This is a genomic window from Massilia luteola, assembly GCF_034420155.1.
GTDB classification, from domain to species: Bacteria; Pseudomonadota; Gammaproteobacteria; order Burkholderiales; family Burkholderiaceae_D; genus Telluria; species Telluria luteola.
In genome coordinates this window covers 215,525-234,578 of sequence record NZ_JAXOFN010000003.1, presented here as the reverse complement: position 1 = coordinate 234,578, position 19,054 = coordinate 215,525, and the positions used below count along the sequence as shown (strand labels likewise).

The following is a 19,054-nucleotide window of genomic DNA, read 5'->3' as shown; positions in this document are numbered from 1 at the left end:
TCACGACGTCAGGCGCAGCCGCCCAGGTAGTGGCATGCGGTGCAGCGCGTGCAGCCGTCGACCTTGTGCAGCGCGCGCGCCCCGCATTCCGGGCATTTGGCGCCCGTGCCGCCGGGCTCCGGCGCGCTTGCCTGCGCTGCGGCCGGCGTTGGCGCCTGCGCGGCGCCGCGCCGGGCCAGCGCGCGGTCGAGCGCCGCGGCGCCGACCTGGTTGCCGTGCGCGTCCAGGAAGCTGCGCCGGATGAGGATCCGCTGCAGCATGAACGCGATGGCCGCCACTTCGGAATCGTGGAATACGGGCACCTGCACGCCGTCCGCGCGCGTCAGGTGGCCGCAGCGCACCGGGCCTTTTTCCCACACGACAGCGCGCATGTCCGCCAGCGCCCTGGCGATGGAGCTGCCGGCGCGCGCGGCCAGCGACAGCAGGCGCATGGTCGACGTGATCCACTGGTGCCCGTCGCTGCGCTGGTTCGCGGGCATGAAGAATTCGAGCGGGCGCTCGATCGCGATCGCACGGCCGTCCAGGCTGCCCTCCACGCGCATGAAGCTGATCGTCAGGTAGACCGTCTTCTTGCCCTCCTGGGTCGTGTATTCGACCTTCGACGTGACGGATTCCAGCTCGCCCGGCGGGCGGCTCTCGAAGCGCCGGCGCAGCGGGTCGTCGTGGTCGGGCAGCACGGCGGCCGGCGCTCCGGCGGCCGGCGCACCGGCGGCCGGCGCCGGATCGGGCGCGACACTGAGCACGCTGCCCGTGACGTCGTTGGGCCGGTACGTGGCGAGGCCCTTCAGCCCGGCGCGCCACGCGTCCGTGTACAGGTCGCGGAACGCGTCGAACGGATAGTCGGCCGGGACGTTCACGGTCTTCGAGATGGCGCCGTCCACGTAGGGCTGGACGGCCGCCATCATGTGCAGGTGGTCGTGCGCGGCCATCTCGAGCGCCGACACGAATTGCGGCGGCAGCGCGGCGGGATCGGACACGTCGTGGCCCAGGTGGCGGTACAGGCGCCAGGCATGGTCCGCGACCTCGTACACGCGCGTGCTGTCGTCCGGCATGCGCTTCTTGCGCTGGTACGTCCAGGAGAATGCGGGTTCGATGCCGTTCGACGCGTTGTCGGCGAACGCGAGCGCGATGGTGCCGGTGGGCGCGATCGACAACAGGTGCGAGTTGCGGATGCCGTGGCGCGCGATCCGTTCGCGCAACTCGTCGGGCAGGCGGTGTGCGAAGGCGCCGTCCAGGTAGCGCCCGGCGTCGAACAGCGGGAAGACGCCTTTTTCGCGCGCCAGCTCCACCGACGCCGCGTACGCCGCGTTGCGCAGTTCGCGCGCCACCGCGGCCGCGAAGTCGCGGCCTTCGTCGGCGTCGTAGCGCAGGCCCAGCATCACCAGGGCGCTGCCCAGGCCCATGAACCCGAGGCCGATGCGGCGCTTGTTGCGGGCCTCCTCGGCCTGCTGCGGCAGCGGCCATTCGGTGGCGTCCAGCGCCAGGTCGAGCATGCGCACGGCGACGGCCGCCACCTCGCGCAGCAGACCGAAGTCGAAACGCGAGCGCGCCGTGAACGGCTCGTGCACGAAGCGGGTGAGGTCGAGCGAGCCGAGGTCGCAGCAGCCGTACGGCGGCAACGGCTGTTCGCCGCAGGGATTGGTGGCGGCGAGCGTCTCGGCGTAGTACAGGTTGTTCTCGCCGTTGATGCGGTCGAGGAACAGCACGCCGGGTTCCGCGTGGTCGTACGTCGAGCGGATCACGCGGTCCCACAGGTCGCGTGCGCGCACGGTGCGGTACACCCACAGGCCGTCCGGGCGCCGGCGCGCGTCGGCGGCGACCGGCCCGGGTTCGGCCGCATGGGTCAGGTCGACCTCGGCGTCGTCGAGGACGGCGCGCATGAACGCGTCCGTGACGCCGACCGACAGGTTGAAATTGCTGAATGCGCCGTTGTCCTTGGCGGCGACGAAGGCGTCGATGTCAGGGTGGTCGATGCGCAGCACGCCCATCTGGGCGCCGCGGCGCGCGCCGGCCGATTCGACCGTGCGGCACGAGGCGTCGAACACCGCCATGTACGACACCGGACCGGACGCGCGCGACTGCGTGCCCTTCACGGCGCTGCCGGCGGGACGGATTGCGCTGAAGTCGTAGCCGACGCCGCCGCCGCGCCGCATCGTTTCGGCGGCTTCGGCGACGGCGCCGTAGATGCCGGGCACGGCGCCGTCGCGGCCGCTGATGGCGTCGCCGACCGGCTGCACGAAGCAGTTCATCAGGGTGGCCTTCATGCCCAGGCCGGCGGCCGAGTTGATGCGGCCGGCGGGCACGAAGCCGTGGTCCTGGGCCCACAGGAAGCGCTGTTCCATCTCGAGCCGGAGCGGCTCGGTGTCGTGGGCGGCCAGCGCGCGCGCCACGCGGGCGCGCACCTCGGCGACGGTGGTCTCGTCGCCCCTGGCGTATTTTTCGCGCAATACGTCGGCCGATACCTCCTGGGGCGGCAGGATGGTGGCGAACAGGGAATCTTTGGCGTTCATGTCGTCCTCGGTGATAGTGAGGCGTCCACTATCACCGGGCGGCGCCGGGCGCGCCTTAAACTGGTTGAAGCATTGCGCGATCCCGCGCCAGCCGCTCCACCTCCGCCGTCACCGCGTCGGCGAGGCCGGCCGCCTCGAACGCGTCGAACTGCATGTGGTAGCGCTTGCGCACGCCGTGCTCGCCCAGCTGCCAGTGCAGGTCGGGCGCCACGCCGTGGCGCGCGAGGCAGTGGCGGGCGCATTCCAGCGGACAGCCGTCGATGACCGGGACCGGCCGCCCCGATTTCGCCAGCTTGACGAGCGACGGCACGTCGCCGCCCACGCCGGCGATGCACGACATCTCGGCGGCGCCGCGCCGGTCCAGGTCGAGCGCGATGTGGTTCGCCATCTGCGCCGCGCTCGAACAGCCGGAACAGGAATACACGAGGGGGAAGACGGAGCGGTCCTTGCTCATTGCACTCTCCTTTGCAACGAGATTAACCGGTTTGCCCGGCGCGCGGCCTTGAACCGGTTCAAGCAAACCGCACGACGCCGCCCGCGGGATCGAAGGCGAGGAAGCGCTCGATCGCGCCGCGGTGCACGGCGTCGACCATCATCCTGAGGCCGCGGTCGACGCCGGCCGGCTGCGGCGCCACGCCCTGTCCGGCGGCGAGCGCGGCGACGAACACCATGTCCCACGGCTGGCCGGTCGCGCGCGACTCCTCCGCCAGCGCGGCGAAGCCATCCAGCTCGTCGACCCCTTTGTCGACGCACATCACGGGCGCCAGCGCGCCGCCGCGGCCTTCCTCGAAGCGGCGGGCCTGGCCCGGGGTGTGCGCCTGCGGCAGTTCGGCCACGGCGAACACGAACAACAGGCGCTGCGCGTCGGGCTGGGCGCGCGCGGCGGCGAGGAAATCGGCGAAGTCGGTGAGTTGCATGGGCAATCCGTAGGGTAGGTGGGCAGGCTCCATTGTAGGGAGCGGCGGGGCGCGCGCCAGTCGGCACGATGGCGTACGCCGCCTAGTCATTCCGGCGTATCCCATCCGCGACCGGCGCTTGCGACAATGGCGTCATCCCATCGTTCGTCGTCATCCTGGAGATCTCCGTGCGCGCCATCGATCCCTGCACCTTCCTGCGCCGCCTGCCGCTGTTCTCCGACCTCGGCGAGGACGAACTACGCGCCGTCGGCACCTTCGCGCGCGAGCGCCACGTCGAGCGCGGACGCACGATCGTCGAGCGCGGCGACCCGTGCCTGGGCTTTCACTCGATCCTGTACGGCCAGGTCAAGCTGGCGTTCATCTCGCCGCAGGGCCAGGAAAAAGTCATCGAGATCCTCGGGCCGGGCAAGAGCTTCGGCGAGGCCGTCATGTTCATGGACAAGCCATACTTCGTGACGGCGACGGCGCTGGAGGATTGCCTGTTGCTGCACGTGGCCAAGGACGCTGTCTTCGCCGAACTGGAACGCAGCCCGGCGCTCGCGCGGCGCATGCTGGCCGGGATGAGCCGGCGCCTGCACGGCCTCGTGACCGACGTCGAGGCGTACACGCTGCACACGGGCGGCCAGCGCGTCGTCGGCTACTTGCTCAAGGACGCGCCGGCGTCGGGCGAGACCGTGCGGCTGGCCGTCAGCAAGCGCCTCGTCGCGTCGCGCCTGAACATCACGCCCGAGTATTTTTCGCGCGTGCTGCACGACCTGGCCGCGCGCGCGCTCATCCGGGTGGACGGGCGCGAGATCGAGATCCTCGACGCGGCCGGCCTCGGCGCCTACGAGGGGTGACCCGGCCCGCGGGCGATGCCGGCGTTGTGGCCGCCGCTGGTGAGGCACCTGGCGGCCGATCGGCGCGCGGCGCCTGCGCCGGTTGCCCGTCGAGCCCATCGCTATCCGCGGCGCACAGGGCACGCCGCCTTGCAAAATAGTCCCAATGCATGCCGGTGGCGCAGCACGGGCGCCGCCAGGTCGAGCCCGAGGCGCAGGGAGGCCGCGGCCAGCAATACGCCGGCGGCCGGCGCCAGCGGCGCGACGGCGCAGGCGCCGAGTGCCGCCGCCACGGCCGCGGCGTGCCAGCGGCATTGCGCGCGCATGCGCCACGGTTCGACGATGTCGGCGATCTTCGGTACGGGGTCGCCGGCGCGCGCGTGCCGGCGCAGGTGGTACCACAGGATGAAGGGAACGATCCGGTACAGCATGCCGTTCACGGCCGACATGGCGAAGCCCGCCAGGAAGCACACGCCGGCGAGGACGGGGCGGACGTCCGGCGCCGCGCCCGGCCAGGCGAACAGCCAGGCGGCGCCGGTCAGCGACGCCAGCGACAGCAGCCAGTAGTCCGTGCCGGCGGCGCCCCGCGTGCGTGCGCGGCGCAGCAGCAGGACGGCGGCCGCGCCCGCGTACGCCGTGACGACCAGGGCCCCGGCCAGCGCGGGCAGTTGCCGCCAGCCGGCGTCCAGCCAGCGGCCCGCGAGCCAGCCGGCCAGCGCGAGCAGCAGCACGGGCACCGCCCCGCGCGCCACGGCGGCCGGGAACGGATCGGTCGCCTGGAACATCGGGATCACCTGGAACGACACGGCCAGCACGAGCGCCGTCACCCAGCCGGCCAGGCCCAGCGCCGCATGGACGTCGACGAGCGGGACGACCGGGACGGCAAGACCGCCGGCGAGCCAGCCCGCGAGCGCCAGCCCGGCCGCGACGCAGGCCGCCAGGGCCGCGCAGGCGCCGCGCATGCCGCCGGCGATGTCGGCGGCGCCGGCGGCGGCCCGCGCGCCGCGCTGCCACAGCGTGGGCAGCAGCCAGGCGAGGACGGGGACGAACGCGCACGCCAGCAGCGCGGCGGCCAGCGCGAACAGGCGCGGGCGGCCGGACAGGAAGGCGGCGGCCAGCAGCGCGCCGCCGGCGCCCAGCAGGGGACAGCTCCAGGCGGCCGCGCGCCGCGTGCCGCGCGGCGGCAGGCCGGTCACGGCGGGCACCATCTGCAGCAGCGAACCGGTCATCGCCATCGTGAGGAAGCCCAGCGTGACGAGGTGGACGACCGCGAGCGTGGCCGGGTTCCAGCGCGACGCGAACACGGCCGCGCCTTGCCACGCGGCCACCAGGCCGGCCGCCACGCCGAACCACGGCGCCGTGAGCAGGTAGGCGAGCGGCGCGGCGGGCGGCGGCGCGCGGCCGTAGTCGAGCGCGCGCCGCATCAGGTCGCCCGCGCGATCGTGACGAGGCAGCCGTCGTCGCGCCATTCCGCACGCCAGCGGCAGCCCATGCGCGCCAGGATGCCGTACAGCGGATGCGGTTCGCGCGCCAGCAGCACCGGCAGTTCGGCGCCGGCGGGAAGCAGGTCGAGCGCGTCGAGGACGCGCTCCATGGGCTCCGGCGCGGGCAGGTCGCGCAGGTCGAGCAGGGGCAGGATGGTCATGATGGCGGGACGAGGCTGGACAGCGGAACGCGGTCCAGGGATTCGAGGAAGCCGGCCGCCGCACGGCACAGCGCGCCCTTCAGCACGCAGGCCGGCGCCAGCGGACAGGGGCGCGCGCGGCCGTCCAGGCAGGCGACGAGGTTGAAGTCGGGTTCCGTGTGGCGCACGACGTCGCCGACCATGATGTCGGCGGGCGCGCGGGCCAGCCGGATGCCGCCGCGGCGGCCCCGCACGGTCTCGACGAAGCCGGCGTGCCCGAGCTGGTTGACGACCTTCGTGAGGTGGTGGTGCGAGATGCCGTGCAGGAGCGCCACCTCGCGGGTGGTGGCGAGGCGGCCGCCGTTGGCGCCCAGGTACATCAGGACGCGCAGGGCGTAATCGGTATGTTCGGTGAGACGCATGATCACTCCCTGCGGCGCGGGCCGTTTCAGGCCTTGGTGGTGGCGCGGGCGGCGCGGGCGGCGGGGCGGCCGCCGATCTCGATCGGCACCTCGACGGGCCGGGCCGGCCTGCGCATCACGCGCAGCACGAACAGCGCGAGGAACAGCGTGCCCGCCGCGAACACGACGTCGCCCGGAACGCGCAGCCACACCATGTCTTCCATGAACGCGGAGTGGATCACTTCCGGCGAGCGGGCGAACCACATGCCGCGCGAAACGCTGGCCCAGGCCTGGTAGATGCCGGCCGGGACGAGTGCCATGAACACCATCATCGCCAGGCCGATGTTCAGCAGCCAGAACATCGGCTTGAGCAGCGCGTCCGACCAGGCCAGGCGATCCGTCAGGCCGCGCAGGCAGAACAGCATCAGGCCGATGCCCAGCATGCCGTACACGCCGAACAGGGCGGCGTGGCCGTGGGCGGCCGTCAGGTTCAGGCCCTGCATGTAGTACAGCGCGATCGGGGTGTTGATCGAGAAGCCCAGCAGGCCCGCGCCCACGGTGTTCCAGAAGCCGACGGCGATGAAGCACAGGATCGCCCAGCGGTAGCTCGCGACCCACGGCGCGGCCTTGGTGCGCCGGTAGTTGCGGTAGGCTTCGACGCCGATCATCGACAGCGGCACCACTTCCAGCGCCGAGAACATGGCGCCGAGCGCGATCACGGCCGTCGGCGTACCGGTGAAATACAGGTGGTGCAGCGTGCCCAGGATGCCGCCGAACAGGAACACGATGGTCTCGAGCACGATGGCGGCGTTGGCGCTGGCCGCGCGGATCAGGCCCAGGCGGGAGAACAGCAGGGCGATGACGGCCGTGGCGAACACCTCGAAGAAGCCTTCGACCCACAGGTGCACGAGCCACCATCTCCAGTACTCGACCATCGCGTAGTGCGTGTGCTGGCCCCAGGCCAGCGACGTGGCGTAGAACCCGCCGATGCAGACGGCCGCGAGGAACACCATGGCGATCAGGCCGCGGCTCTCGGAAGGACGGCGCAATGCGGGCCACAGGCCGCGGCCGAGCAGGAAGGCCCAGAACAGCAGGCCGACGAACAGCAGGTATTGCCAGATGCGGCCCATGCTGGTGAATTCCAGGCCCTGGTTGCCGAGCCAGAAGCTGAAGTCGACGCCGCGGTGCTGCAGGGTGCCGAGCCAGCCGCAGGCGGTGGAACCGGCGACGATGAACAGCAGCGCGTAGAACAGCACGTTCGCGCCGAGCGCCTGGTACTTCGGTTCGTGGCCCGAGATGGCGGGCGCGATGTACAGGCCGGTGGCGAGCCACGCGGTGGCGATCCACAGCACGGCGAACTGGGTGTGGATCGTGCGGCTGATCGTGAACGGCAGGATGTCCGCCAGCGGGAAGCCGAAGAAGCTGTGGCCTTCCACCGAGTAGTGCGCCGTGACGACGCCCATGCCCACCTGGGCCAGGATCAGCGCGACGACGACGGCGAAGTATTTGCGCGTCGCCTTCATCGACGGCGTGGGTTTCAGCTTGAACAGCGGGTCGTCCTTCGGCGGCTGCGGATCGGCTTCTTCCGGCTGGGCGGAATGGAACAGCACCATGCCCGCGATGGCGCCGATCATGACGATGATGCTGGCGATCGACCAGATGCCGGCGCCGGCGGTCGGCGTGTTGCCGACCAGCGGCTCGTGCGGCCAGTTGCTCGTGTACGACAGGCCGGTCTCGCCCGGACGGTCGGTGGCGGCGGACCAGGCGGACCAGAAGAAGAACCCGGTCAGGGCCTGGCGGTCGGCGGCGTCCGGCAGCGAGCCGGCATTCATCGCGTACTGTTCGCGCAGCTTGTCGAGCGCGGGATCGGTGCCGAACAGCCCGGCGTAATGGGCGGCGACGGCCCGGACGGCCGCGCTGCGGTCGGCCGACAGCGTCAGCGTGTCGCCGGCGGGGTCGTACGTGTTGCGCCTCAGCGTGTCGTGGACGAGGGCGTCGACGGCGCCGCGCGCGCCGGCATCGAGCCGGGCGTAGGGCAGGCCGTGGTCGCGCCGGGCCAGCAGGTCCTGCAGGGTGACGGCTTCGCGGTGCAGCCAGTCGGCCGACCAGTCGGGGGCGACGTAGCTGCCGTGGCCCCAGACGGTGCCGAGCTGCTGGCCGCCGGCGGCGAGCCAGGCCTGCTGCCCGCGCTTGATCTGCTCGCCGGTGTAGATGATGTGTCCCTGGTTGTCGAGGACATGTCCGGGGATCGGCGGCGCCTTCAGGTAGATCTCCCTGCCCACCATCAGCAGAGTGGCAAAGGAGAGTACGCAAATGATCGCCAGCCAGGTCCATAGTCTACGTGTCGCATGCATGGCTTGTTTCCTTTTCTGGTGGTTGAGCGGCGGCGCGAAGGAGCGCCTGGTCCGCATTGTGCTGGGAATTCCTTATTAGTTGCATATGAAATGCAGCTTAATTTGAAAACCTTGACCCAGTTTAGGAAAGCTCGCCGGTACTGCCTATCGGCCGCGCGGGCTAGTCACTTTGGCCGATTGTCCGGCGCGGAGCGCGCACTTAACATGCGGATGAAATACCACTTTCAAGGAGGCCAGCATGGCACTCATGACCATCGAAGAAGCCCGGCCGGAGCCGGCCCCGGCGCGCGGCATGCCCCTGTTCGCGCTGGGGTTCCGCCCGTTCTACCTGCTGGGCGCCGCCTTCGCCGCGCTCGCGGTGCCGCTGTGGATCGCGGCGCAGGCCGGGTGGCGGCTGCCGGTGCGCGTCGACGTGCTGTGGCACATGCACGAGATGGTGTTCGGCTTCGTGCTGGCGATCGTCGTCGGCTTCCTGTACACGGCCGGCTACAACTGGACCAAGCTGTGGACGCCGCGCGGCGGCCAGCTCGCGGCGATCGCCGGCGTGTGGGTCGCGGGCAGGGTGGCGATGCTGGCCGCGCCGCCCGTGCTGGCGGCGGCCGTCGACGTCGCGTTCCTGCCCGTCGCCGCCTGGCCGCTGTACCGCGTGCTGAAGCGGTCGGGCAACCGGCGCAACATGTTCCTCGTCGTCCTGCTCGGCCTCCTGACCCTGGCCAATGCGTGCTACCACGCGGCGGCGCTGGGCTGGGCGCGCATCGATCCGCTGACGCCGGTGCACGCGGCCATCATATTGATCGTCGTGATCGAGGTCGTGATCGGCGGCCGCGTGATCCCCATGTTCACCCGCAGCGCGGCGCCGGGCGCCCGGCCCGTGCAGGACGAACGGCGCGACAAGTGGGCGCTGGTGCTGACCGTGCTCGCCGGCGTGGCCTGGACGTTCGGGCTGCCGGCGCCGCTCACCGCCGCGCTGGCGCTGCTCGCCGGCGCCGGCCAGGGCGCGCGCCTGATCGGGTGGGAGCCGTGGCGCACCTGGCGCAATCCGCTGCTGTGGATCCTGCACGTGTCGTACGCGTGGATCCCGCTCGGCTTCATGCTGCTGGCGCTGTCCCAGCTGGGCCTCGTCGGCGCCAGCGCCGCGCTGCACGTGCTCACCGTCGGCGCGCTCGCCGGCCTGATCATGGGCATGATCACCCGCACGGCGCTGGGCCACACGGGCCGTCCGCTCAAGGCGGGCCGCGCCGAAGTGCTGATGTTCGCGCTCGTGCAGGCGGCCGTCGTGCTCCGCTTCGGTGCCGCCGTGCTCCCGGCGTGGCGCGACGCCGGCCTGGCGCTCGCCACCGCTTGCTGGAGCGCCGCCTTCCTCACCTATCTCGCGGTGTACGCGCCCTACCTCGTGGCCGCGCGCGCCGACGGCCGCGAAGGCTGACCCGTTCCAGGAACCACCATGCACCCCACCATCGAATTCGACCCCGACCTGATCGCCCGCATGAGCCAGCGCGGGCCGCGCTACACGTCCTACCCGACCGCCGACCGCTTCACCCCGTCGTTCGGCGCCGCCGGCCTGGCGGCCGCGGCGCGGCCGGGCCGGCCGTTGTCGCTGTACGTGCACATCCCGTTCTGCGAGTCGCTGTGCTACTACTGCGCCTGCAACAAGATCATCACGCGCGACCGCACGAAGACCGTGACCTACCTGGGCTACCTGATGCGCGAGATCGAGATGCAGGCCCGCCTGTTCGCCGGCGGCGTCGTCGAACAGCTGCATTTCGGCGGCGGCACGCCCACCTACCTGGACAACGCCCAGATGGCCGACCTGCTGGGCCATCTGCGCAGCCGCTTCGCGTTCGCGCCCGACGACGCCGGCGAATATTCGATCGAGATCGACCCGCGCACGGTCGACGCCGGGCGCATCGCCGCGCTGCGGCGCCAGGGCTTCAACCGGCTGTCGCTGGGCGTGCAGGATTTCGACGAGAACGTGCAGCGCGCCGTCAATCGCATCCAGCCGGAAGCCCTGACGCGCGACGCCATCGCGGCCGCGCGCGACGCCGGCTTCCGCTCGGTCAGCATCGACCTGATCTACGGCCTGCCGCTGCAGAACCCGGAGACGATGGCCGTCACGCTCGACAAGGTGGTCGCCGCCGCGCCGGACCGCATCTCGGTCTACAACTACGCCCACATGCCGCAGCTGTTCAAGTCGCAAAAGCTGATCCGCGACGAGGACCTGCCCGACGCCGCGACGAAGCTCGCCATGCTCGGCCTGTGCATCGAGCGGCTCGGCGCGGCCGGCTACGTGTACATCGGCATGGACCATTTCGCAAAGCCCGACGACGAACTGGCGCGGGCCCAGCGCGACGGCACGCTGCATCGCAATTTCCAGGGTTATTCCACGCACGCGGACGTCGACATGGTCGCCTGCGGCGTCTCGGCCATCAGCGCCGTCAACGGCACCTATGCGCAGAACGAGAAGCGGCTCGACCCGTATTACGCCCGCATCGACCGCGGCGAGCTGCCCGTCGCGCGCGGCCTCGTGCTGTCGGCCGACGACCTGTTGCGCCGTGACTTGATCCAGCGCCTGATGTGCGATTTCGCGCTCGACCTGCGCGCGCTGTCCGCGCACTGGCAGGTCGACGTCGCGGCCCGCTTCGCGCCGGAACTGGCCCGGCTGGCCGAACTGGAACGGGACGGCCTGCTGACGGCGACGCCGGACGGCATCCGGGTCAGCGCCAAAGGACGGTTATTGATCCGCAACGTGTGCATGGTCTTCGACGATTACCTCGGCAAGCCCGCGGCCGTGCCGCTGCAGCGGATGCAGTATTCGCGGACGGTGTGAATCGTCGCGCGCTGCGTTCACGGTAACGCCGGGTCGGCGCGCCAGGCCGCCGGGACCGCGTCGCGCCGTCCGTGCACGACGACGTGGCCGCCGTCGAACCGGCCTCTCGTCGTGTCCAGGCCACGGATAACATCGTTGGCCGGAGAGCGGGCGGGAAAACGGGGCGCGGTGCCTTATAATGGCCGGCTCGATAGCCGGTGCATCGTGCATGTCGACACCTCGCCCGATAGTTGCCGATCACCGCCGGCGGCCGTGCGCGAGGCGCGTTGCGATCCGCCCTTCGGTCGCGGCCCGCAAAGCCCTGTTCCCGCAGGGCTTTCTATTTTTGAATTGGTATGTAGAGGTCCCCATGGAAATCAAGGTCAACTTTCTCGACAAGCTGCGTCTCGAAGCCAGGTTCGACGACTTCACGGTGATCGCCGACCAGCCCATCCGCTACAAAGGCGATGGCTCGGCGCCCGGTCCGTTCGATTATTTTCTGGCCTCGTCGGCCCTGTGCGCGGCGTACTTCGTGAAGTTGTACTGCTCGACCCGGAACATTCCGACCGAAAATATCCGGCTATCCCAGAACAATATCGTCGACCCGGAAAACCGGTACCAGCAGATTTTCAAGATCCAGGTCGAGCTGCCGCCGGATATCTCGGACAAGGATCGCCAGGGCATCCTGCGCTCGATCGACCGCTGCACCGTGAAAAAAGTCGTGCAGGCCGGGCCGGAGTTCGTGATCGAAGAGGTCGAGAACCTGGATGCGGATGCCCAGGCGCTGCTGGCGCTGCAGCCCGCCGACGGCGCGCGCACCTATATCCCGGGCAAGGACCTGCCGCTGGAGCAGACCATCGCGAACATGTCGGGCCTGCTGGCGGGGCTCGGCATCAAGATCGAGATCGCGTCCTGGCGCAATATCGTGCCCAATGTGTGGTCGCTGCATATCCGCGACGCGCACTCGCCGATGTGTTTTACGAACGGCAAGGGCGCGACCAAGGAAAGCGCGCTGGCGTCCGCGCTGGGGGAATACATCGAGCGCCTGAGCTGCAATCACTTCTATGCCGGCGCGTACTGGGGCGAGGAGATCGCCAACGGCCCGTTCGTGCATTACCCGAACGAGCGCTGGTTCCAGCCCGGCCCCGACGGCGCGCTGCCGGCCAGCATCCTCGACGATGACTGCCTGGCGATCTACGACCCGGACGGCGAGCTGCAGGGTTCTCACCTCTACGACACCAACTCCGGCAACGTGGCGCGCGGCATCTGTGCGCTGCCGTTCGTGCGGCAATCCGACGGTGAAACCGTGTATTTCCCGTCCAACCTCATCGAAAACCTCTATGCCAGCAATGGCATGAGTGCCGGCAATACGCTGGCCGAGGCGCAGGTGCAATGCCTGTCCGAGATCTTCGAGCGGGCGGTCAAGCGCGAAATCCTGGAAGGCGAACTCGCCTTGCCGGACGTGCCGCAGGAGGTGCTGGCGAAATACCCGGGCATCGTGGCCGGCATCCAGGGCCTGGAAAAGCAGGGCTTCCCGGTGCTGGTCAAGGATGCGTCGCTGGGCGGGATGTATCCGGTGATGTGCGTGACGTTGATGAATCCGCACACCGGCGGCGTCTTCGCCTCGTTCGGCGCGCACCCGAGCTTCGAGGTGGCGCTGGAACGCAGCCTGACGGAATTGCTGCAGGGGCGCAGTTTCGAAGGCTTGAACGATTTGCCGCAACCCACGTTCGCGAGCCATGCGGTGACCGAGCCCAACAACTTCGTCGAGCACTTCATCGACTCGAGCGGCATCGTGTCGTGGCGCTTCTTCAGCGCCAGGGCGGACCACGATTTCGTCGAGTGGGATTTTTCCGCGCAGGGCGAGAACGCCAATGCCGAGGAAGCCGCGACCTTGCTCGGCATCCTCGAAGAGCTGGGCAAGGAGGTGTACATGGCGGAGTACGACCAGCTGGGCGCCGTCGCGTGCCGGATCCTGGTGCCCGGTTATTCCGAGATCTACCCGGTCGAGGACCTGGTCTGGGACAACACGAACAAGGCGTTGCTGTTCCGCGCCGACATCCTGAACCTGCACGACCTGGACGATGCCGCCCTCGCCGCGCTGCTCGAACGCCTGGAGAACAATGAGCTGGACGAGTACTCGGACATCGCCACGCTGATCGGCATCGAATTCGACGAGAACACGGAGTGGGGCCAGCTGACGGTGCTCGAGCTGAAGCTCTTGATCCACCTCGCCCTCCAGCAACTGGAGGAGGCGCACGAGCTGGTGGGGGCGTTCCTGCAGTACAACGACAACACCGTCGAGCGCCGCCTGTTCTACCAGGCGCTGAACGTGGTGCTGGAGGTGCTGCTCGCGGACGACCTGGAACTGGACGACTACGTGGTCAATTTCCGCCGGATGTATGGCGACGCGCGCATGGACGCCGTGCTGGGATCGGCGGACGGCAGCGTACGCTTCCACGGGCTGACGCCGACCGGCATGGCACTGGAGGGACTCGACCGGCACCAGCGCCTGCTCGACAGCTACAAGAAATTGCTCAAGGCGCGGGCGAAGGCCGTTCAGCCGCAGTGACGGCGGCGGTTCGCCCGCGGCCGCCCCACAGCGCGCGTCAGCGGGCGCCGGAACCGGTCCCGTGCGCCATCCGTCGTGCGTATTCGTTATATTTAATTCAACAACCGGCAGCCGCCGGACGAATGATTGATTGAATATCGCGAGGACATGAGGGCATCGAACGACTGGTGCGTGCGCGGGCGCATGCACGCGGCGCTGCTGCCGCTGCTGCTGGCCGCCGGCGCGGCCACGGCCGCGCCGGCCATCGACGACGATCCACCGGGCGCCGCCGTGCCGGCCAGGACCGGCGACGACGACCGCCCGTACAAGAGCTATGGCGCGGCCGCGCTGGAGATCGTCGCGTTCCAGGCCGCGTTGAACCGCGTCGACCATGCGTTTGTCCGCCCGGACGATTACGGGGTGAGCGTGGGCTCGGTCCGCCGCAACCTGCGCAGCAGCTGGGCGGTCGACCGCGACCCCTTCGAGATCAACCAGCTGGGCCATCCGTACCAGGGTTCCGTGTATTTCGGCCTGGGCCGCAGCAACGGGCTCACGTTCTGGGAATCGATGGGTGCCGCGTTTGCCGGCAGTGCCGTCTGGGAGCTTGCCGGCGAGACGACGCCGCCGTCGCGCAACGACCAGATCACTACCAGCTTCGGCGGCAGCTTCCTGGGCGAATCGCTGTATCGCATGGCGAACCTGGTGCTGGAGCAGGGTTACGGCCTGGCGCCGCCATGGCGCGAAGCGGCGGCGGCGGTGGTGTCGCCGCCGCTCGGATTCAACCGCTACGTCCGCCCCGGCCGCGGGTCCGGCATCTGGAACAGCAACAGCCCGGCCGTGTACGCGCGGCTGCAGCTGGGCCTGGGCGGCATCTCGCGCCGCATCGTCGGGCCGTCGCTGGCCGCGCGGCGCAACGAGGTCGCGGTCGACTTCGCGCTCGACTACGGCCTGCCCGGCAAGCCCGGCTATACCTATCGCCGGCCTTTCGATTATTTCCTGTTCCGCCTCAGGCTGTCGAACATCCAGGGCGTCGAAAGCCTGGCGTCGCGCGGCCTGCTGTTCGGCGCCCCGTATGCGGCCGGCCGCGACCTGCGCGGCATCGTCGGGTTGTACGGCAGTTACGACTATCTGGCGCCGCAGGTGTTCCGGGTCGCCAGCACGGGCCTGTCGCTGGGCAGCAACGCGCAGATGTGGCTGGCCGACGGCGTGGCGCTGCTGGGGCATGCGTCGGCCGGTGTCGGCTATACGTCGACCGGCACCGTCCGCGCCAGCACGACCGGGCAATACAACTACGGCTTCGCGCCGCAGGCGATGGCGACGCTGCGCCTGACCGGCGGTGACAGGATCGCGCTCGACCTGGCCGCGCGCGAATTCTTCGACGGCAGGCTGACCAGTCCCGAGACGGCCGGCACCGACCGCGTATTCCGCGGCGACGCCTCGCTGACGTACCGGCTGGCCCCCCACCATGCGGTCACGCTCAAATACATCACGTCGCGCCGGACGTTCGCGTTCACGAACGTCCCGGAACGGCAGCAGCGGCGCGATACGGTCGGCCTCTACTACTCGTACCAGCCCACGCGCGGCTTCGGCGCCGTGGACTGGTGAGTCTCCCGTCCGGAACGGCGTGCCGGCGCGCATGGGCGCCTATAATTCGGCAATGACAGACGATCTATGGGAACTGTTGCCGGCGCGCCGGCATAGCGGGTTGCGCCGCCTCGCGGCGCCGGGCCCGGACGCCGCCGCCCTCGAGCGCATCCTGCACGCGGCCGCGCAGGCGCCCGACCATGGCCTGCTGCGGCCGTGGCGCTTCGTGCTGGTCCCGCAGGCCAGGCGCGCCGACCTCGGCGCCGTCTTCGAGGAAGCGCTGGCGCGGCGCGATCCCGGCGCCGACGCGGCCGCGCGCGCCACCGCCCGCGAGAAGGCGCAGCACGCGCCGTGCCTGCTGGTGGCGATCCTCGTCGACGCGCCCGCCACGCCCATCCCGACCGCCGAAAAACTCGTGTCGCTGGGCTGCGCCGTCCAGAACATGCTGCTGGCCGCGCAGGCGCTGGGCTTTGGCAGCGGCCTCGCGAGCGGCGCGGCGCTCGCCACGCCGGGCATGCGCGACCTGCTGCGTCTCGACGCGCACGAGCAGGCCGTATGCTTCGTCGGCTTCGGCACGGCCACGAACACGAAAGCGGGCCGGGTGCGCCCGCAGCCGGGACAGTTCTTTTCGAGCCTGTGACGCCAGCCGCGGGGGCGCGGGAACGGCCGGTCGTGACAAATGTGACATCGCCCGCCGGGCGCCGGGGGCGCCAAGTGTCTTTGTTACGACACAGTTCCCGCAAATTAGACGAACATTCCATGCGGCAATGTTTTATAGTCTAAGGTGTAGAGCTTGATGTATCTAAAGCTCCCGTCGAGTATTTCGAGCCACTGCCATGAATGCAGCCAAATCACAACACTCCGCGTCCGCGGACCACGGTAGCGCGTGCAGATCGGCCAGGTCCGACGCGCATGCCGTGCCGCCTTGTCCCGAGGGTTACGTCGCACTCGAGTGGCTCGAGCATGCGCCAGGCTTCGTCGCCTGCCTCGTCGGTCCGGATCTCGTGTTCGCCCATGCGAACGATGCCTACAAGCGCCTGGTGGGGCGCGAGGAACTGATCGGCCTGCCGTTCGACGTCGCGCTGCCGGAGGTGGCCGAGCAGGGCGTGTTGCCGCTGCTGAAGTCGGCGCTGGCGACGGGCGACCGGCTGATCCAGTCCGCCAGCCCGGTGCGCCTGGCCAGTTTCGGCGGCGGCACGCAATTGCGTTACGTCGATTTCGTGGCCCAGCCGATTCCGCACCTCGAGGGCGGTGGCGGCTTGCTGATCCTGGGCAGCGACGTGACGATGGAAACGGTATCCCAGCGCGACCTGCAGTTCAGCCTGACGCATGACGTGCTGACGGGGCTGCCGAACCACGCGCTGTTTCGCGACCGGCTCGAACACTTGCTGCGGCGCGCCGCGCGCGCGCAGCGCCCGCTGCAGGTGGCGGCCCTTCAGCTCGACCTGTTCAAGCGCGTCAACGCGCTGGTCGGCCACGAGGGCGGCGAGCGCATCCTGCGTGAGATCGCGGCACGCATCGAGCGCGCCGCCGGGCCGGACGCGACGGTCGCGCGCGACAGCGGCGACAAGTTCCTGTTGCTGCTGGAAGGCGACCTGCAGCCGAACGCGGCGGCCAGGATCCAGGACGTGGTCCGGGCCGTGGCGGAACCGTTCGAGCATGCCGAGCACGCCATCTACGTGACCTGCTGCGTGGGCGGCGCGGCATTCCCCCTGAGCGGGCAGACGGCCGACAGCCTGCTGCTGGCGGCCGACCGCGCGCTGGCCTGCGCGCAGGAAGCGGGCGCCGGCATGCAGCGCTGGGACGATACCTTGCCCGACGACGCCGGGCTCACGCGGCTCCAGCTGGGCTTTGCGCTGCGCGAAGCGCTGGCGGGCGGCGGCCTGTTCCTGCATTACCAGCCCCGGGTGGACCTCGTCAGCGGCGAGATCTGCGCCGTCGAGGCGTCGGTGTGCCTGAACGGGGAGGGCGGGGCGGTATCGTCCGCCATGTTGAACGGCATCGCGGAAGAATGCGGCCTGAGCGCGGAACTGGGCGACTGGGTGTTGCGCGCCGCCGCCGCGCAGGGCGCGCGCTGGCACGCGATGGGCTATACCGGATTGCGGATCGCCGTCAACCTGTCGGCGCGCCAGTTCGGGATGCGCGACCTCGAAGGGGCGATCGTGCGCGCACTGGCGGATGGGGGCCTGCCGGCGTCCTGCCTGGATCTCGGGCTGACCGAGAACCTGCTGGTGGAAGACGTCGACCGCGTGGTCGAAGGCCTGCACGCGCTGCGGCATCTCGGCATCCGCCTGTGCCTCGACGATTTCGGGACCGGCGCCTCCAGCCTCGTCAACCTGCAGCGCCTGCCGGTCGACGTGCTCAAGATCGACGGTTCGTTCCTGCGCCGCGTGCCCGACGACGATGGCGCCGCGGCGGTCGTCGACGCGATCGTCACGATGGGACACAGCCTGGGCATGCGCGTCGTCGGCGACGGCGTCGAGCGCGAGGGCCAGTGCGAATTCCTGGCGCGCCACATGTGCGACGAGGTGCAGGGCGACTTCGTGTCGAAGCCGGTCCCGTTCGAGGCCATGGCCGCCCTGCTGCAGGCGGGCCCGGGCCTGGCGCCGCGGCTGCTGCGCTTCAACCGCACGCAGCCCACGCTGCTGCTGGTGGACGACGAGCCGAGCATCCTGTCGTCGCTGCGCCGCCTGTTGCGCGGCGAAGGCTACCGGATCCTGACGGCGAACAGCGGCAAGGAGGGCTTGCAGGTGCTGTCCGAACATACCGTCGACGTGATCGTGTCCGACCAGCGCATGCCGGAGATGACCGGCGTTGAATTCCTGCGCACCGTGCGCCAGTCGTATCCGGATACCGTGCGCATCGTCCTGTCCGGCTTCACCGAACTCCAGACGGTGACGGACGCCGTGAACGCCGGGGCGATCTACAAGTTCCTGACCAAGCCCTGGGACGACGAACAGCTGCGCAGCCACATCCAGGAAGCCGTCGCGTACGGCGCGATGGCCAACGAAAACCACCTGCTGACGCTGGAGGTGCGCACGGCGAACCAGAAGCTCGCGGCCGTGAACCGCCAGCTCGAGTCGGTGCTGGCGCGCCAGCAAAGCGAAATCGAACGGGGCGAGATCAGCCTGGACATCGTGCATGAGGCACTCGACAACGTGCCCGTGCCGGTGCTGGCGAGCGACGACCTCGGCATGATCGTGCTGGCCAACCGGGCCGCGCTCACCCTGTTCGCCGGCCGCGGACAGGTGCTGGGCTGCGACGTCCGGCAACTGTTCCCCGGCCTGCCGGACCAGTTGCCGGTTGGCGAGGTGTTGTCGTTCGAGCACCATGTGGGCGGCAAGCGGTGCGCGGCCGACCTGCGGCCGATGGGCAGCGGCAGCCAGTCGCGCGGCTGGCTGATCGCCTTCGCCGCCCCCGAGAGCGCCGGCGCCGCCGCGCCGGCGGCGTGAACATCCGATCCATCCATCGAACAGAGAGCGTCAGAAT

General features: G+C 70.0%; 14 protein-coding genes. 7 read left to right on the top strand and 7 right to left on the bottom strand.

From position 1 onward, the window contains the following. Window positions 1–8: 8 nt before the first annotated feature. The 3 genes from U9J41_RS06420 to U9J41_RS06410 are packed head-to-tail and all read right to left on the bottom strand — an operon-like array spanning window position 9 to window position 3,427. Window positions 9–2,510, bottom strand: coding sequence for an adenosylcobalamin-dependent ribonucleoside-diphosphate reductase (locus tag U9J41_RS06420; protein ID WP_322400989.1), 2,502 nt, complete (start codon window positions 2,508–2,510; stop codon window positions 9–11). A 55-nt stretch (window positions 2,511–2,565) separates the two neighbouring features. Next, window positions 2,566–2,964: a putative zinc-binding protein gene (locus tag U9J41_RS06415; protein WP_322400987.1), complete on the bottom strand. Its 399-nt coding sequence runs from the start codon at window positions 2,962–2,964 to the stop codon at window positions 2,566–2,568. A gap of 58 nt (window positions 2,965–3,022) precedes the next feature. Continuing rightward, window positions 3,023–3,427: a ribonucleotide reductase subunit alpha gene (locus U9J41_RS06410; protein ID WP_322400986.1), complete on the bottom strand. Its 405-nt coding sequence runs from the start codon at window positions 3,425–3,427 to the stop codon at window positions 3,023–3,025. 161 nt (window positions 3,428–3,588) lie between these two features. Between U9J41_RS06410 and U9J41_RS06405 the strand changes: the two genes are divergently transcribed. Continuing rightward, window positions 3,589–4,266, top strand: coding sequence for a Crp/Fnr family transcriptional regulator (locus tag U9J41_RS06405; protein WP_425260085.1), 678 nt, complete (start codon window positions 3,589–3,591; stop codon window positions 4,264–4,266). A 101-nt stretch (window positions 4,267–4,367) separates the two neighbouring features. On the opposite strand, the gene U9J41_RS06400 is transcribed toward U9J41_RS06405, so the two are convergent. The 4 genes from U9J41_RS06400 to U9J41_RS06385 are packed head-to-tail and all read right to left on the bottom strand — an operon-like array spanning window position 4,368 to window position 8,624. Beyond that, window positions 4,368–5,714, bottom strand: coding sequence for a hypothetical protein (locus U9J41_RS06400; protein ID WP_322400983.1), 1,347 nt, complete (start codon window positions 5,712–5,714; stop codon window positions 4,368–4,370). Further along, window positions 5,669–5,890 (bottom strand): DUF2249 domain-containing protein, encoded by a 222-nt coding sequence (locus tag U9J41_RS06395; RefSeq protein ID WP_322400981.1) that lies wholly within the window; start codon window positions 5,888–5,890, stop codon window positions 5,669–5,671. Before U9J41_RS06395 ends, U9J41_RS06400 begins: the two co-directional genes overlap by 46 nt. Continuing rightward, the gene (locus U9J41_RS06390) at window positions 5,887–6,291 is read right to left on the bottom strand and encodes an RrF2 family transcriptional regulator (RefSeq protein ID WP_322400979.1); all 405 of its coding nucleotides are present in this window, start codon (window positions 6,289–6,291) and stop codon (window positions 5,887–5,889) included. The genes U9J41_RS06395 and U9J41_RS06390 overlap by 4 nt, the downstream gene beginning before the upstream one ends. 26 nt (window positions 6,292–6,317) lie before the next feature. After that, window positions 6,318–8,624: a nitric-oxide reductase large subunit gene (locus tag U9J41_RS06385; protein ID WP_322400977.1), complete on the bottom strand. Its 2,307-nt coding sequence runs from the start codon at window positions 8,622–8,624 to the stop codon at window positions 6,318–6,320. A 238-nt stretch (window positions 8,625–8,862) separates the two neighbouring features. On the opposite strand from U9J41_RS06385, the gene U9J41_RS06380 reads away from it, so the two are divergent. From U9J41_RS06380 to U9J41_RS06355, 6 genes are all read left to right on the top strand, one after another. Further along, window positions 8,863–10,050, top strand: a complete 1,188-nt coding sequence (locus U9J41_RS06380) for an NnrS family protein (protein WP_322400975.1) — start codon at window positions 8,863–8,865, stop codon at window positions 10,048–10,050. Between the two features lie 18 nt (window positions 10,051–10,068). Beyond that, window positions 10,069–11,451 (top strand): oxygen-independent coproporphyrinogen III oxidase, encoded by a 1,383-nt coding sequence (hemN, locus tag U9J41_RS06375; RefSeq protein WP_322400974.1) that lies wholly within the window; start codon window positions 10,069–10,071, stop codon window positions 11,449–11,451. A 349-nt stretch (window positions 11,452–11,800) separates the two neighbouring features. Beyond that, on the top strand, window positions 11,801–14,002 hold the full coding sequence (locus tag U9J41_RS06370) for an OsmC domain/YcaO domain-containing protein (RefSeq protein WP_322400972.1): 2,202 nt from the start codon (window positions 11,801–11,803) through the stop codon (window positions 14,000–14,002). A 147-nt stretch (window positions 14,003–14,149) separates the two neighbouring features. After that, a complete protein-coding gene (locus U9J41_RS06365) occupies window positions 14,150–15,586 on the top strand; it encodes a DUF3943 domain-containing protein (protein ID WP_322400970.1) in 1,437 nt (478 codons plus the stop codon). A 52-nt stretch (window positions 15,587–15,638) separates the two neighbouring features. Then, the gene (locus U9J41_RS06360; protein WP_322400968.1) at window positions 15,639–16,205 is read left to right on the top strand and encodes a nitroreductase family protein; all 567 of its coding nucleotides are present in this window, start codon (window positions 15,639–15,641) and stop codon (window positions 16,203–16,205) included. 277 nt (window positions 16,206–16,482) lie between these two features. Next, window positions 16,483–19,017, top strand: coding sequence for an EAL domain-containing protein (locus tag U9J41_RS06355; protein ID WP_322400966.1), 2,535 nt, complete (start codon window positions 16,483–16,485; stop codon window positions 19,015–19,017). The last annotated feature ends 37 nt before the right edge of the window (window positions 19,018–19,054 follow it).

Excerpts from the sequence above, each read along its gene's own strand:
- U9J41_RS06420 (WP_322400989.1), bottom strand. The coding sequence starts at position 2,510 with ATGAACGCCAAAGATTCCCTGTTCGCCACCATCCTGCCGCCCCAGGAG.
- U9J41_RS06415 (WP_322400987.1), bottom strand. The coding sequence starts at position 2,964 with ATGAGCAAGGACCGCTCCGTCTTCCCCCTCGTGTATTCCTGTTCCGGC.
- U9J41_RS06410 (WP_322400986.1), bottom strand. The coding sequence starts at position 3,427 with ATGCAACTCACCGACTTCGCCGATTTCCTCGCCGCCGCGCGCGCCCAG.
- U9J41_RS06400 (WP_322400983.1), bottom strand. The coding sequence starts at position 5,714 with ATGGCGCGACGACGGCTGCCTCGTCACGATCGCGCGGGCGACCTGATG.
- U9J41_RS06395 (WP_322400981.1), bottom strand. The coding sequence starts at position 5,890 with ATGACCATCCTGCCCCTGCTCGACCTGCGCGACCTGCCCGCGCCGGAG.
- U9J41_RS06390 (WP_322400979.1), bottom strand. The coding sequence starts at position 6,291 with ATGCGTCTCACCGAACATACCGATTACGCCCTGCGCGTCCTGATGTAC.
- U9J41_RS06385 (WP_322400977.1), bottom strand. The coding sequence starts at position 8,624 with ATGCATGCGACACGTAGACTATGGACCTGGCTGGCGATCATTTGCGTA.
- U9J41_RS06380 (WP_322400975.1), top strand. The coding sequence starts at position 8,863 with ATGGCACTCATGACCATCGAAGAAGCCCGGCCGGAGCCGGCCCCGGCG.
- hemN (WP_322400974.1), top strand. The coding sequence starts at position 10,069 with ATGCACCCCACCATCGAATTCGACCCCGACCTGATCGCCCGCATGAGC.
- U9J41_RS06370 (WP_322400972.1), top strand. The coding sequence starts at position 11,801 with ATGGAAATCAAGGTCAACTTTCTCGACAAGCTGCGTCTCGAAGCCAGG.
- U9J41_RS06365 (WP_322400970.1), top strand. The coding sequence starts at position 14,150 with ATGAGGGCATCGAACGACTGGTGCGTGCGCGGGCGCATGCACGCGGCG.
- U9J41_RS06360 (WP_322400968.1), top strand. The coding sequence starts at position 15,639 with ATGACAGACGATCTATGGGAACTGTTGCCGGCGCGCCGGCATAGCGGG.